General features: G+C 50.0%; 12 protein-coding genes and 1 tRNA gene. 4 read left to right on the forward strand and 9 right to left on the reverse strand.

Annotated elements, in window-relative coordinates:
• From AC3A8L_RS14005 to AC3A8L_RS14040, 8 genes are all read right to left on the reverse strand, one after another.
• On the reverse strand, window positions 1-249 hold a 249-nt coding region (locus AC3A8L_RS14005; protein ID WP_487962889.1), incomplete at its 3' end, for a GTPase.
• Window positions 250-291: 42 nt separating this feature from the next.
• On the reverse strand, window positions 292-876 hold the full coding sequence (pth, locus tag AC3A8L_RS14010; RefSeq protein WP_487962890.1) for an aminoacyl-tRNA hydrolase: 585 nt from the start codon (window positions 874-876) through the stop codon (window positions 292-294).
• A gap of 20 nt (window positions 877-896) precedes the next feature.
• On the reverse strand, window positions 897-1523 hold the full coding sequence (locus AC3A8L_RS14015; protein WP_487962891.1) for a 50S ribosomal protein L25/general stress protein Ctc: 627 nt from the start codon (window positions 1521-1523) through the stop codon (window positions 897-899).
• Between the two features lie 122 nt (window positions 1524-1645).
• A complete protein-coding gene (locus tag AC3A8L_RS14020; protein WP_487962900.1) occupies window positions 1646-2575 on the reverse strand; it encodes a ribose-phosphate pyrophosphokinase in 930 nt (309 codons plus the stop codon).
• An 83-nt stretch (window positions 2576-2658) separates the two neighbouring features.
• Window positions 2659-2734: transfer RNA gene (locus AC3A8L_RS14025), tRNA-Gln, on the reverse strand.
• Between the two features lie 6 nt (window positions 2735-2740).
• The gene (gene ispE / locus AC3A8L_RS14030; RefSeq protein ID WP_487962892.1) at window positions 2741-3580 is read right to left on the reverse strand and encodes a 4-(cytidine 5'-diphospho)-2-C-methyl-D-erythritol kinase; all 840 of its coding nucleotides are present in this window, start codon (window positions 3578-3580) and stop codon (window positions 2741-2743) included.
• On the reverse strand, window positions 3580-4185 hold the full coding sequence (lolB, locus tag AC3A8L_RS14035; RefSeq protein ID WP_487962893.1) for a lipoprotein insertase outer membrane protein LolB: 606 nt from the start codon (window positions 4183-4185) through the stop codon (window positions 3580-3582). The genes ispE and lolB overlap by 1 nt, the downstream gene beginning before the upstream one ends.
• 9 nt (window positions 4186-4194) lie before the next feature.
• A complete protein-coding gene (locus AC3A8L_RS14040; protein WP_487962894.1) occupies window positions 4195-5967 on the reverse strand; it encodes a tetratricopeptide repeat protein in 1773 nt (590 codons plus the stop codon).
• A gap of 318 nt (window positions 5968-6285) precedes the next feature.
• Here AC3A8L_RS14040 and hemA point away from each other — a divergent pair, with 318 nt between their 5' ends.
• Genes hemA through AC3A8L_RS14060 form a run of 4 tightly spaced genes read left to right on the forward strand, consistent with a single transcriptional unit; the run spans window position 6286 to window position 10339 of the window.
• Complete coding sequence (gene hemA / locus AC3A8L_RS14045; RefSeq protein WP_487962895.1) at window positions 6286-7599, forward strand: glutamyl-tRNA reductase; 1314 nt, start codon at window positions 6286-6288, stop codon at window positions 7597-7599.
• A complete protein-coding gene (gene prfA, locus AC3A8L_RS14050; RefSeq protein ID WP_487962896.1) occupies window positions 7596-8678 on the forward strand; it encodes a peptide chain release factor 1 in 1083 nt (360 codons plus the stop codon). The genes hemA and prfA overlap by 4 nt, the downstream gene beginning before the upstream one ends.
• A 30-nt stretch (window positions 8679-8708) precedes the next feature.
• Window positions 8709-9557 (forward strand): peptide chain release factor N(5)-glutamine methyltransferase, encoded by an 849-nt coding sequence (gene prmC, locus AC3A8L_RS14055; protein WP_487962897.1) that lies wholly within the window; start codon window positions 8709-8711, stop codon window positions 9555-9557.
• Window positions 9554-10339: a molybdopterin-synthase adenylyltransferase MoeB gene (locus tag AC3A8L_RS14060; protein WP_487962898.1), complete on the forward strand. Its 786-nt coding sequence runs from the start codon at window positions 9554-9556 to the stop codon at window positions 10337-10339. Before prmC ends, AC3A8L_RS14060 begins: the two co-directional genes overlap by 4 nt.
• A gap of 1 nt (window position 10340) precedes the next feature.
• Here AC3A8L_RS14060 and AC3A8L_RS14065 read toward each other — a convergent pair whose 3' ends face one another.
• Window positions 10341-12827, reverse strand: coding sequence for a TonB-dependent receptor (locus AC3A8L_RS14065; protein ID WP_487962899.1), 2487 nt, complete (start codon window positions 12825-12827; stop codon window positions 10341-10343).
• Between the last annotated feature and the right edge of the window lie 312 nt (window positions 12828-13139).

Below are 13139 nucleotides of genomic sequence, written 5' to 3' on the forward strand. Positions count from 1 at the left end.
ACCTTTGGAGGCGCCTTCAACCAAGCCTGCGATGTCTACAAACTCCATGGTGGTGGGGATTTGCTTTTCGGGCTTAACAAGCGCAGAGATTGCATCTTGGCGCGGGTCGGGCACGGGCACGATACCGGAGTTTGGCTCGATGGTGCAGAATGGGAAGTTCTCAGCGGCAATGCCGGATTTGGTGAGCGCATTAAAAAGAGTCGATTTTCCAACGTTGGGGAGGCCAACGATGCCGCATTTAAAACCCATGGTGAAATCCTATAAGACTTGGTGGTTAATGGGGTGAAGTTATTACGCTTGGGTGTGCAAATTCTTCATTGCACGATTCCATTCGCCCGAAACAATGTCGTCGGTAACGGCGAGGGCGTTTTTAATGGAGGCTTCTGTGAGCTCGAATTCGGCTTTGGGTGCTTTTTTGAGTACAAAGTCGGCGACTTGCTTTGCGTTTCCTGGGTGACCTATGCCTAGCCGGAGTCGAGCAAAATTTTTGTTGTTGCTTTGCGCGCTAATAATGTCACGTAAGCCGTTGTGGCCGCCGTGTCCTCCGCCGATTTTGAGTCTCGCTACGCCGGGCGCTAAGTCGAGCTCGTCGTGCGCCACAAGAATGGCTTCGGTGGGGATTTTATAAAACTGACTGATTGCGCCAACAGCTTGACCGCTGCGGTTCATGTACGTAGTTGGAATTAGGAGGCGAACATCGTGGCCATTGATGGCGATGCGTGCGCTGTAACCGAAAAGCTTAGGGGTGTTTGAGAGGTTGCCGCCGTGGTGTTGGCAGAGTTCACTCACAAAGTCTTCGCCCGCATTGTGGCGAGTGTTTTGATATTGTGGGCCCGGATTGCCGAGGCCCACAATGAGCTGAACGGGTGTATTCACTATGATCAGCTCTGTAAAGCTTACGCTTCTTCGGTGGTTTCTTCTGCGTCGTCACTGCTGCCTTTAGGCTTGATGATTGAAGCTACGGGCAGATCGTGATCTGGGCCGTGGCTTAATGCAACAGAGGTAACGCCTTCAGGAAGCTTGATGTCAGAGATGTGAACGGTGTCGCCAACGTCTACATCTGCCAAGTCAACTTCAATGAACTCGGGGAGCGCGCCGGGTAGGCAAGAGATCTCAATCTGAGTCATGCTGTGGTTTACGATGCCACCGCTTTGCTTAACGCCTATGCTGTTCGCTTCGTTGATGAAGTGAATCGGTGCGTTAACGGTAAGCTTGGTGTTTTCGGACACGCGAAGGAAGTCAGCGTGAAGCACTTGCGCTTTGGCGGGGTGACGCTGCAAATCTTTAAGGATTACAGTTTCGCCAGTATTATCAATTTTTAGGGTGATAACGTGCGAGTAGAAAGCTTCGTTTTCAAGGTGCTTAACAAGCTCTTTATGCTCAAGGGTGATGCTTTGTGGTGCTTTGTCGCCACCGTATACTATTGCGGGTAGCATACCTTGCTCGCGGCGCAGGCGGCGGCTCGCACCTTTCCCTGATTCTTCGCGAGCAGTTGCGGTAAGTGTAAAGTCTTCAGTAGACATGGGTGTATCCTCAAAATAATGCAGTGCGCCGCGACCTGCGCACTACGACTAAAAAAGGCTGCTCGTTTGAGGCAGCCGGTATGTTGTGATGTTCTTTAAGTAGGTTGCCTTGCGGCGGTCACTTAGCGGAACATCGCGCTTAAAGATTCTTCGTTGCTAATTCTGCGCATGGCTTCTGCAAGCATGGGTGCTAGCGTGAGCTGGCGAACTTTGGCTGTTTCAATAACACCGTCGTCCAGGGGGATTGAGTCGGTGACAACCAGTTCGTCTAATGCAGATTGAGCAATGCGCTCCGCTGCAGGGCCGGATAAAATGGGGTGTGTGCAGTAGGCAACCACTTTGCGTGCGCCGTGCTCTTTAAGTGCCTTGGCTGCGTTGCATAGGGTGCCTGCAGTATCGACCATGTCGTCAACGAGTAGGCAGGTGCGGTCTTCAACTTCACCGATAATGTTCATCACTTCGGCAACGTTGGCTTTTGGGCGACGCTTATCAATAATGGCCAGGTCAACGCCAAGCTCTTTTGCTACAGCGCGGGCGCGAACTACGCCGCCGATGTCTGGCGATACAATGGTTAGGTTTTCGAAGTTCTGCTGCTCCATGTCGCTCAGTAATACTGAGGAGCCGTAAACGTTATCCACTGGCACATCAAAAAAGCCTTGGATTTGCTCGGAGTGGAGATCAACTGTGAGTACGCGGTCAACGCCGGCGGTTGCCATCATGTCGGCCACGATTCGGGCGCTAATAGGAACTCGGGCGGACCGAACGCGTCGGTCTTGACGGGCGTAGCCAAAATAGGGGATTACAGCAGTAATGCGACCGGCTGACGCGCGGTGCAATGCATCCACCATGAAGAGTAGCTCCATGATGTTATCGTTTGTGGGAACGCAGGTTGATTGCACGATAAACACATCGCGTCCACGAACGTTCTCGTTGATTTCTACGGAGATCTCACCGTCTGAAAACTGCGAGACGGTGGCGTCGCCAAGGGGGATCCCCAGTTGGTCGACAAGCTTCTTGGCAAGAGTTGGATTTGCATTGCCGGTAAAAACCATTAAATCAGGCACGTGATTCACCTTGTAAACCTAGTGTGGAACGAATGACTAATGAGAGTTTTACGGTAGGAAGCTTAGGAAGATGGCTGGGGTGGCAGGACTCGAACCTGCGAATGGCAGGATCAAAACCTGCTGCCTTAGCCACTTGGCGACACCCCATTAACACTATCTACATCTCGAAAGGGCGGTATGTAGCGGTGAACTGTTTACACCCTTGGCTACAAAGCCTTCCAGATGTTCAGGTCTGATGGCAAAAACTTTTTCCGCTTCAGCCTCAGAATCAAAGCTTGCAAAGATGCATGCTCCTGTTCCTGTAAGCTTTGCTGGCGAAAAAAAACTAAGCCAATCAACCGCTTCCTTCACTTGTGGAAAACGCTGCAAGACTAAGTCCTGACAATCGTTTCTACCGACCCCCTCAAGGAAGGCCGCTACTTTAATGATGGGCGTGTCTCTTGTCAATTTTTTTTGGGAAAAAATTTCAGCGGTCGATATGTGAACCTTGGGATGAATGACGAGATACCACTTGGCGGGTAAATCAACGGGCGAGATTATTTCACCAATTCCTTCAGCCCAAGCGCTATTGCCGAGCACAAAAACGGGAACGTCAGCGCCGAGAGCGAGGCCTATCTTAGCGAGCGCTTGTAGGCTTAGCCCAGTTTTCCATAAATGGTTTAATGCCAGCAGCGTTGTTGCTGCATTGGAGCTACCGCCTCCGATACCGCCGCCCATCGGCAGCCTCTTCTGAAGGCCGATGCTGACACCTTGTTGGCAATGGGTGGCCTTGCGTAACAGCACGGCTGCGCGGATGATTAAATTATTCGCAGATTCCACGCCGGGGATGTCGGGTGTGAGTGTAATTTGGCTGTCTGCTCTAGGACTGAATGTTAGCTCATCGCCATAGTCGAGAAGTTGAAATACGGTTTGTAGCTCATGGTAGCCATCTTCGCGTTGGCCATTAATGTGCAAAAATAAATTGAGTTTTGCGGGGCTGGGCAAGGAGAGCACTATTTGCGCTCCCACTGTTTAACAATGATGAGTACGCTCAACCCTTGTCTTGAGGCAATGAGCTTGTGCGGCAACCAGAGTTCACCGTACTGCTGGTGCCGACTGAGTTGGATATCCCAGCCTTGCTGGCTAAGTGCGCTGTAGGCTCCTTGGGGTGTCGTCAATACCTTGTCTAGAATGCCTGTTGGGGCTGGCTGACCTTTAATCCAATACTGGAGCTCATTGATGGGTGCCTGCCAGCCTACGGTTTGTTGCAGCAATTGCTCGGGCGTGGGGGCCCACTGTAAGGGCTGTTCTGGCGATTCAAGGGTAACGCCTTTCGATGTTCGCCTCAGCCAACTTGAGCCATAACCAAAGGGGCCGAAAAAGTTGATGGCGTAGTTATCTTTAAATTGCTGCCACTCAAAAGACGCGCTATGGGGTTGCTCATCAATGGTGATTTTTATTTTGCCTAAGGCTTTCCATCGATTGAATGTATTGAGCTGCTGGCTATGGGCTTTGATAGCTTCAATGTTGTTGGTGGGTGTTGCTGTGTTTTTTGGGCTGAATGATTGACACCCGCACAGTAGCAATACCAATAACGAGATATGCAGTAGTTGCCGCATGGTACTTCCTTAAGAGTTAGCGTCGTCGAGTAATTGAAAGCGCTTTAATCGCTCCATGATGAAGCGGCTACCGGGTTTTAGTTTTAAACCCTGCTTCCAAATGACGAGCGCCTCTTCTTGTTGTCCCTCTACCCAAAGTACTTCACCCAAATGGGCGGCAATCTCATCGTTGGGCATAAGTTGGAGTGCTTGTCGCAAGTGAGTGATGGCGATTTTGTGGTGGCCTTGCCGATAAAGTGCCCAGCCCAAGCTGTCAATGGCAGCAGCATTGTTGGGGTCTATGGCCAGAGCGCGCTCAATGTATGTTAGGGCTTCGGGTAGGCGAATATTGGCATCGGCAAGGATATAGCCCAGAGAGTTGAGTGCGTCCGTGTTATTGGGCTCGATAGCAATAACGGTGAGTAAATCGCGCTCAGCGTCATCGAGGCGATTAAGCGTGGTGAGGAACATGGCGCGATTGAATAATAGGGTTTGCGAGCGGGGGAAGCGGATTATGCCTTCGTTAAAGGCTCGCTCGGCTTGCTCTGGGTTGTTCACATTGCGGTAATGATCGGCTAATAGCTGGCTTAGGCCTTCTTGATATTCTTCTTGAACGGACAATTGGTGGCTTGTAATAATTTGCAGTGCGACGTCTTGCTGCTCGTTTTTATGCATTAAGTCGACGGCTCGCGCTAAAGCGGGCAAAAATTCTTTGCTGGGTTTTACCTGGCTATAGTAGCGAATGGCTTCTAGTTGAGCCTCTTGCTGTTGAGCAATTTTACCAAGGTAGTAGTTGGCCGTAGACTCTTGAGGAATTGCGTGTTCTAACGCTAGGAAATGTGTTTTTGCAGAGTCTAATTCGTCTTGTTGGTAATAGGTTAGCGCCAGCGCCAATTGAATATTGTTATCACCGGGAGCTTGCTTGAGCAGCGTTTCGAACTGTAGCGCTGCGGCGCCAAGGTCGGTTTGCGTTAGGTTTCGGGCATACTGCAATCGCAATCGCTGATTTTCAGGGAAGAGCGCTACAATTTGAGCGAGTCTTAGTTGGGCGGCGTCAGCATCTCTTTTCCCTAGGATTCTGAGTTCTTGCAGGTAGGCTTGCTCATAATCTTTTTTTAGGGTTTGAGCGCGTTGCGCGTTGCGCATGGCTGCCTCTAAGGTGTTGAGGTTGTAATCTAAAAAGCTGACGGCCAGAGTGAGTTCTGCGTCTTTGATGTGGCTTTCGAGTAGAGCGCTGTAAAGTTTAAGGAGTGTTTTAATGCTGTCGCTACTGGGATTACTATTTGTGGCTTTTACGGCCAGAGCATCTAAACCGTGCGGGGAGTGTTGATGGTTAATCAGATATTTCCCGTGTTCAAACGCTTCAAAGTATCGGCCGGCATCAGAGAGTGCGGCCATTGCCATGTAGCGGGCTTGTGAGTTGTCGGGGGCTAGCGATGCCCACTGTGCTGCCATTTGCTGCGTTGCCACTGCCTCTTGCATGAAATTCGCTAGATGAGCGGCTCGCTCGGTAATACCGGCATCTTGGGTTTCTATCGCTTGTGCGACATAGTTGTTGAGCATTATGTCGAGTCGGTCGCGGCTGCCTGCAAGTTCGGCAACCATTAATGAATAGAGCGTCTCTGTGCTAAAAGGCTCTGGAGGTAGCTCAGCCTGAATACGGGGCGGGGCAGGCTCAACCTGAGTAGGGTTGTTGGCGCAGCCGCTCATGGTTATTGCAATGGCGGCAGAAATTGCACCGCATAGACGCGGGAAGCTATTGGTGGGCTTCGGTTGAGCTGAGTGTTGTTGACGTAATTTCATGGTGAATCAAATCGCTTAGGAATTGGCATTGTATCGAGGCCGCAAGGGGCTTGCATACTATTGGTCGAATAAATGTTGTTTGGTTCCAATCTTGTGGCTATTTCGTGTTGTTCATTGATAAAGCATAGATGACTTCGATCGTTTATACGGACGTTCTCGCGAGGCAAAACTACTGGCAAGCCACAAATTCGGTCCATACTACTTGTCAGTCCGTGCCTGAACGCAGACAATGGTCTGCTTTGCTCTTTGCTCGTCACAGCGTGTAATGGTGTGACGGCCATGTTGCTTTACTTGTACTGCTAAAAGAATCGCTACCGTATGACCCTGATTGCATTGGGAATAAACCATAATACCGCTTCTGTTGAGGTGCGGGAGGCTGTTGCTTTCTCGCCCGAGCACATGACGGCGGCCTTGCGAGCGGCCGGCGAAGCTGTTGGTATTAAGGACGTTGCGATTTTGTCGACCTGTAATCGCACCGAAGTGTATGCCGATACCGGGAGTTCTCAAGTAGGCCATGCGCAGTTATTGGGCTGGTTGGCTGAATACCACAATACCGCTTATCCCGCGTTAGAAGCTTGTCATTACGCGCATGAGGGCGCCGAAGCCGCTCGCCATATGATGAAAGTGGCCAGTGGTTTAGATTCTTTGGTTTTGGGCGAGCCACAAATTTTAGGGCAAATGAAATCGGCCTACGCGACCGCGAATGAAGCGGGTAGTTTGGGCAGCGGTTTGCACAGTGCATTTCAGAAGGTTTTTTCTGTTGCAAAGCGTGTTCGCTCTGAAACCGCAATTGGCGAAAACCCCGTGTCGGTGGCTTATGCTGCGGTCTCTTTAGCGCAGCAAATTTTCTCTGACCTTAAAAATGATACCGCGCTGCTCATTGGTGCCGGCGAAACCATTGAACTGGTTGCTAGGCACTTGGCTGAGCAAGGCCTTAAACATATTATTGTCGCCAACCGCACGCTTGCGAATGCAGCGAAGCTCGCTCAGCAATTTAAGGGTGAGGCGATATTGTTGACCGATATCCCGGAGTACCTGCATAAAGCGGATATTGTCATTTCCTCCACGGCTAGCCCTTTGCCTGTCTTAGGGAAGGGGACTGTTGAATCGGCCCTTAAAAAGCGACGTCATAAGCCTATCTTCATGGTTGATATCGCTGTTCCTCGTGACATTGAGTCGCAAGTGGGCGAATTAGCGGATGTTTATCTTTATACCGTCGATGACTTAAAAGAAGTTATCGACGAAAATATGCGATCGCGCGAACAGGCTGCCGAGATCGCGACTGAAATTATCGATGAAGGCGTAATTCGCTATCAGCAAGAGCTCAATAGCCTTGATGCGGTCGCAACGGTTAAGGTTTATCGTTCGGTCGTTGATGAGCTTCGGGAAGCAGAGCTCGCGAAAGCGCTCAAAAATTTGCAGGCGGGTAATGACCCTAGTGATGTTCTGAATCAGTTGGCGCGCAACCTCTGCAATAAACTGATGCACACCCCTACCGCGCAATTGCGCAAAGCCAGCGCGGATGGGAATTTTGATGTAATCAATACCTTTCAAACTTTATTTGACCTTGATGTTGGCGAACAAAAAAAGCCAATAGATAGCAGCGAAGATCACAACAGCGAGACACCATGAAACCCAGTATTCTGGAAAAATTACAAATCCTGACCGAACGCTACCAGGAAGTAGGCGCGTTGCTGGGCGATAGTGAAATCATTAGCAACCAAGATAAATACAGAGAGCTTTCTAAGGAATACGCAGAGCTTGAACCTGTCGTGCAGTGCTTTGAACGCTACGAAAGCGTGCAAGGCGATATGGCCGATGCGCGAGCAATGCTTGATGAATCTGATCCAGAAATGCGCGAAATGGCGAAAGAAGAGCTGGACGCAGCGCTTGCGCTAGTTGAGCCGCTTGAGGCCGAGCTGCAAAAATTGCTGCTGCCTAAAGATCCACGTGATGGCAAAAACGTGTTTCTCGAGATTCGCGCAGGTACCGGCGGCGACGAAGCCGCTATTTTTGCGGGTGACCTATTTCGTATGTATAGCCGTTATGCAGAAGCTCAGCGCTGGCAGATTGAAGTCATTTCGCAGAACGACGGCGATCATGGCGGCTTTAAAGAAATCATTACCCGCGTTGTGGGTGCTGGCGTGTACTCCAAGTTTAAATTTGAATCGGGTGCCCACCGTGTACAGCGTGTTCCTGCGACCGAATCGCAAGGGCGTATCCATACTTCAGCGTGTACCGTTGCAGTAATGCCGGAAGCCGACGAAGCGGCAGAAATTTCCATTAATAAAGCCGATTTACGGGTGGATACCTTCCGGGCCAGTGGTGCTGGTGGTCAGCATGTTAACAAAACCGATTCCGCCATCCGGCTAACACATATACCTTCTGGGGTTGTGGTCGAATGCCAAGACGAGCGTTCGCAACATAAAAACCGCGCTAAGGCGATGTCCTTACTTGTTGCTCGATTGGCGAATAGTGCCGAAGAAAAAGCGGCCAAAGAAATATCGGATGAACGCAAGAGTCTTGTCGGTAGCGGCGATCGTTCCGAGCGAATTCGCACCTACAATTATCCACAGGGTCGGGTTACCGATCACCGCATCAACCTGACTCTCTACAAGCTTGATGAGATTATGCAGGGGCAGCTCAATGATGTTGTGCAGCCCTTGATCAATGAGTATCAAGCGGATCAGCTAGCGGCATTGGCGGAATAGTTCTAAGTAGCCAATAGACGGCGAGTCGTTATGATCATTTCTGAAGCGTTAAGGCTTGCCTCTCGATTAACGGTTGTTAGTGATACTCCGCGGCTAGATGCTGAGTTATTACTAACGGCTGCGTCAGGTTTTGACCGCACCTATTTTTATACTTGGCCAGAACGAGCGCTGAGTGATGCGGCGGCGGAGCAATATCAAGTACTACTGCAGCGCCGCGAGAATGGTGAGCCTATTGCTCATATTACGGGGCATCGTGAATTCTGGTCTCTGAATTTATCCGTAGATAGCTCGACATTGATTCCCCGTCCCGATACCGAAGTGCTGGTTGAAGTGGCCTTGGAATTTCTACCTGCAGGGCCGTCTCGGGTTTTGGATTTGGGTACGGGTACTGGTGCCATTGCTTTGGCATTGGCTTCCGAGCGCCCAAACGCTGATGTTCTAGGTGTTGATCAAAGTATTGCGGCGGTTGCTTTGGCGCAGAAAAATGCGATTAACTTAGGCTTTTCGCATGTTCAGTTTACCCAAGGTAGCTGGCTGGATAAGGCTTGGCTCGATGAAGTTAAGCGTTCTACGCCTTTCGATCTCATTGTTAGCAACCCCCCTTATATTGATGCCCTTGATGTTCACCTTGACCAAGGTGATGTCCGTTTCGAGCCCAAAGCGGCGCTTGTTTCGCCGGAACAGGGCTTGGCCGATATTAAAGTTATCGTACTGCTCGCCTTTGATCTTCTAAAATCTGGCGGCAGTATTTGGCTGGAACATGGTTGGAAGCAGGCGCAAGCTGTGCAGGAACTATTAGCTACAGCGGGTTTTTTGCAGATTTCAACGCGTCAGGATTACGGTGGTAATCCACGTATAACCGGAGGGTTACGGCCATGACTATCAGTGCCAACAGCGGCGTAAACTCTTTAAATGATGATGAGCTTACCCGTTACAGCCGACAAATCTTACTCCCCCAATTTGATGTGGCAGGCCAGTTGGCCTTAAAAAATGCGAGAGCATTGGTTGTTGGTGTTGGGGGGTTAGGCTCGCCGGTGGCGATGTATTTGGCTGCCGCCGGGGTTGGGCATATTGTATTAGTCGATGATGACATTGTGGATAGTAGTAACTTACAACGACAAATCATCCATACCGAGTTAACGGTTGGGCTGGCTAAAGTTGCCTCGGCTAAGACGCAGTTGAAGGCACTTAATTCCGCTATTACCGTTGAAGCTATCGAGCAGCGATTGGGTAGTGAGAGCTTAAAAGCCCAGGTTGCGGCGGCTGATGTTGTTATCGATTGTTGCGATAATTTTACTACCCGCTGTGCTATTAACGTGGCTTGCGTAGAGAGCAAGGTGCCTTTGGTTTCTGGGGCAGCGATTCGTTTTGAAGGGCAAATTGCCGTTTTCGATAGCCGCCAAGATAATGCACCTTGTTACCAGTGTTTGTATGGTTTTGTTGGTGAGCAGGATTTGAGCTGTTCGCAGGCGGGCGTGCTGTCGCCAGTTGTTGGCGTGATTGGCGCGTATCAGGCGCTAGAGGCGATAAAGGTATTGGCTAATTGCGGCAGTGTACTTAATGGTCGAGTACAATTTTTTGACGGATTGAAAGCGCAGTGGCGTGAGTTTAGATTAAAAAAAGACGCCGCCTGCAGTGTGTGTGCAGGCGACGATCCTTAGTTTAAAACTTAAACGATGCTTCAAGTGCGATAGTACGGGGGCGATTTACAAAGCTGTAAAAAGTGTTAGTCGCAAAAGTACTTTCTGCCAGTGGTGCGTTAGCGGAATAAGTCAGTACGGCTTCGTTTAACAGGTTTTTCCCTAGAATTGCGGCGCTCCAATACTCTCCGCCAAGTTGGAGGCGTAACCCTAGCATGGTGTAAGCGTCTATTTCTCCCGCTGGGTCTAGGTTGACATGGACTTGATGCCCATCGACAAACTGGCCATCAAGAATCGCTGCAAATTCTAGCGACGACGTTAAATCACGGCGATAATCAAAACCGAAATTGACGGTGTAGTCAGGGGCGTACACACCCGCTTTACCCGTGTAATCGCACTCCTTAATTCCGTCGCCGTTGGTATCTTGCCCAGCTTGGCCGAAGTAGCAGTTGCCGTTTTTGAAATCTTTATATTCAAAGTCCAGAAGTGATAGGCCATAGCTTGCAGTCAGGTGATTACTAACGGCGACTCTGCCGTCCACTTCTAAGCCTTGAACGCGTGTTTCTTTGGCATTCCCGACGTTAAAGCTGACAGCGCCGTCAAATTGGCTGATCTGAAGATCTTCGTAATCCGTTAAGTAGAGGGCAATGTTAACTTCGTTGCGGTTTTGCCATGTGGTGGTTTTAAAGCCTAGCTCATAAGCCGTGGCTTTTTCTTCCTCAAACTCAAAGGCGAGCGGAGTATTTGAGCGTGGGTCGAAGCCTCCCGCCTTAAAGCCCTTGGTGTAGCTGGCATAGGCGCTAGTGTCTTCGTTGATATCCCATTGGCCAATAACGAGGGGGGTGAATGCGGATTCACTACGCACTTTAGATATGTCGTGCCCTTCGGTTGTGACTTTAAAGCTATTTGATGCGTAGAGTGCTGGCGGAAGAAGGCTAGGCGGAAGTGCTACGCCTTGGCTGCTGTAGGTAGCATTCGTTTCGAGATCCATGACGCGAACCACTTTTTGCCCTTTCTTGGACTCATTGGTATAGCGGCCACCCAATATCATTCTGAAATCTGAGCTGATATTCCAAGTTACTTGACCAAAAATAGCCTGCGCCCGTGAGTCTTGTTCAAAGTCCCTTTGCACGCCGGTATTAGCAAACTCGGCAGTTATTGCAGGTATTAATGCGGTGACTTGCTGAGCCGCTTGTTGTGCGGCCATGGTGGCAGCGGCTTCATCTGCACCACCATCAATGTAGGCTTGATATGTACCTTGGTAAGCGGCTAGCGGCGTCGCAGAGCCCACAAGTCCTGGTAGGATTGAATCATCAGGGACGCGAAGCAGGTCGCTAAAGCTTTGATCGTAGCCTTGAAAAAATACCCCGCCGATCCAGTCAAAGGTTTTACCCAGCGGAGATGCAATGCGAATTTCTTGGCTATATTGAGAGTAGTCTTCTTCTATGCCCAAGTTGAATATGTTCGCAGCCGTAAAGTCACAGTCACAGTTTTCTTTGTAGTCATAGCCCACTCCACCGGTTAAAGAAGTGATGGTGTAGCCGTTGACGTCCCATTCCATTTCCAGTGTGTGTGAACTGGTATTATTCTCACTAAACTCTAGATCGTTCGTCTGGCGCTTATAGTCTTGCTCGGTATCGAAGCTGGGCTGCCCAAATACCGGTAGGATTTGTTGGTAGGTTAAACCGTTAAGGCCGCCTAGTCCTGGGGTGCTTGCGGGGATAAGGGAGGCTGAGTCCTTAGTCATTTCAATCGGGCGGCCTATGGTGTCGAATCGGCTTCTTTCTCCAATATACAAAATACGCATATCATCGTTGGGTTCCCACTCTAAACTTATCCGGCCAGAGGTTACATCTTGCTCTGGTTCATCGGTATTTTTGAAGGTGTTTTCAAAATAACCAGGATCATCTAGTTTCCGTAGTGCTATGCGCCCACGCAGGGTGTCGGTTAACGGGCCAGAAACAACCGTTGTTAGTTCTTTTGCGCCGAATTCAGTCTCATAGCTACCGGTGAGGTAACCGGTCAATTCTTCTGTAGGTTTTGCTGTGATTAAGTCTAAAGCGCCTGCAATACTGTTTTTACCAAACAGGGTGCTTTGGGGGCCTCGCATAACTTCTACGCGTTCCATGTCAAACATGGGTGCGCGAAACAATTGTGCGCGGCCACGGAATATACCGTCGCTATAAACACCCACAGATTGCTCGAAACCTTGGCTATTGTCGGAGCCTATTCCCCGGATACGCATCTGGGTGCTGAGACCTGTTTGAGTAAAGTGAATGTTGGGTACCAGCGTTGTCAGGTCGGCCAAGTTTTTGGTGCCGGTCTCATTCAATTTCTCCCCGGTAACCGCGGCAACCGAGAGTGGGATCTCCTGTAGTGATTGCACACGTTTAGTCGCGGTTACAAGAACTTCTTCTAGTGCGGGCGCGTCTTGAGCAATAGTCGGCATGCCGTAAATGGCAAGGCTGCTGATGACGAAGGCAAGAGTCTGAGATTTCCTAAATGGCATTATTATCCCCAGCGGTAGCAGGTGTAGTGTTTGATGGTGTCTTCAATGTGAGACAGCTAAAAAGAAAACGACTCTTCAAGGAATGCATCGTTTTCTGATGTGGTTTCGAACAGGTTAGCTATTTTGCACGAGACTACAATAAATGCCACTGCTAGGGAATTGGAAAAGAAATCTTAGGCGCCAATCTCTTCCTGAAGCATGAGAAAGTGGGTGTCTTTATGGTTTTTAGGGGCGAGGCAATAATAGTTTGTCCAATTAGGCGAAGAGATCGGCTTTCTTATCGAGGCGCTTAAAGGGGCGCATGCCGGGGCC

The sequence above is a fragment of the Marinagarivorans sp. genome, assembly GCF_982758155.1.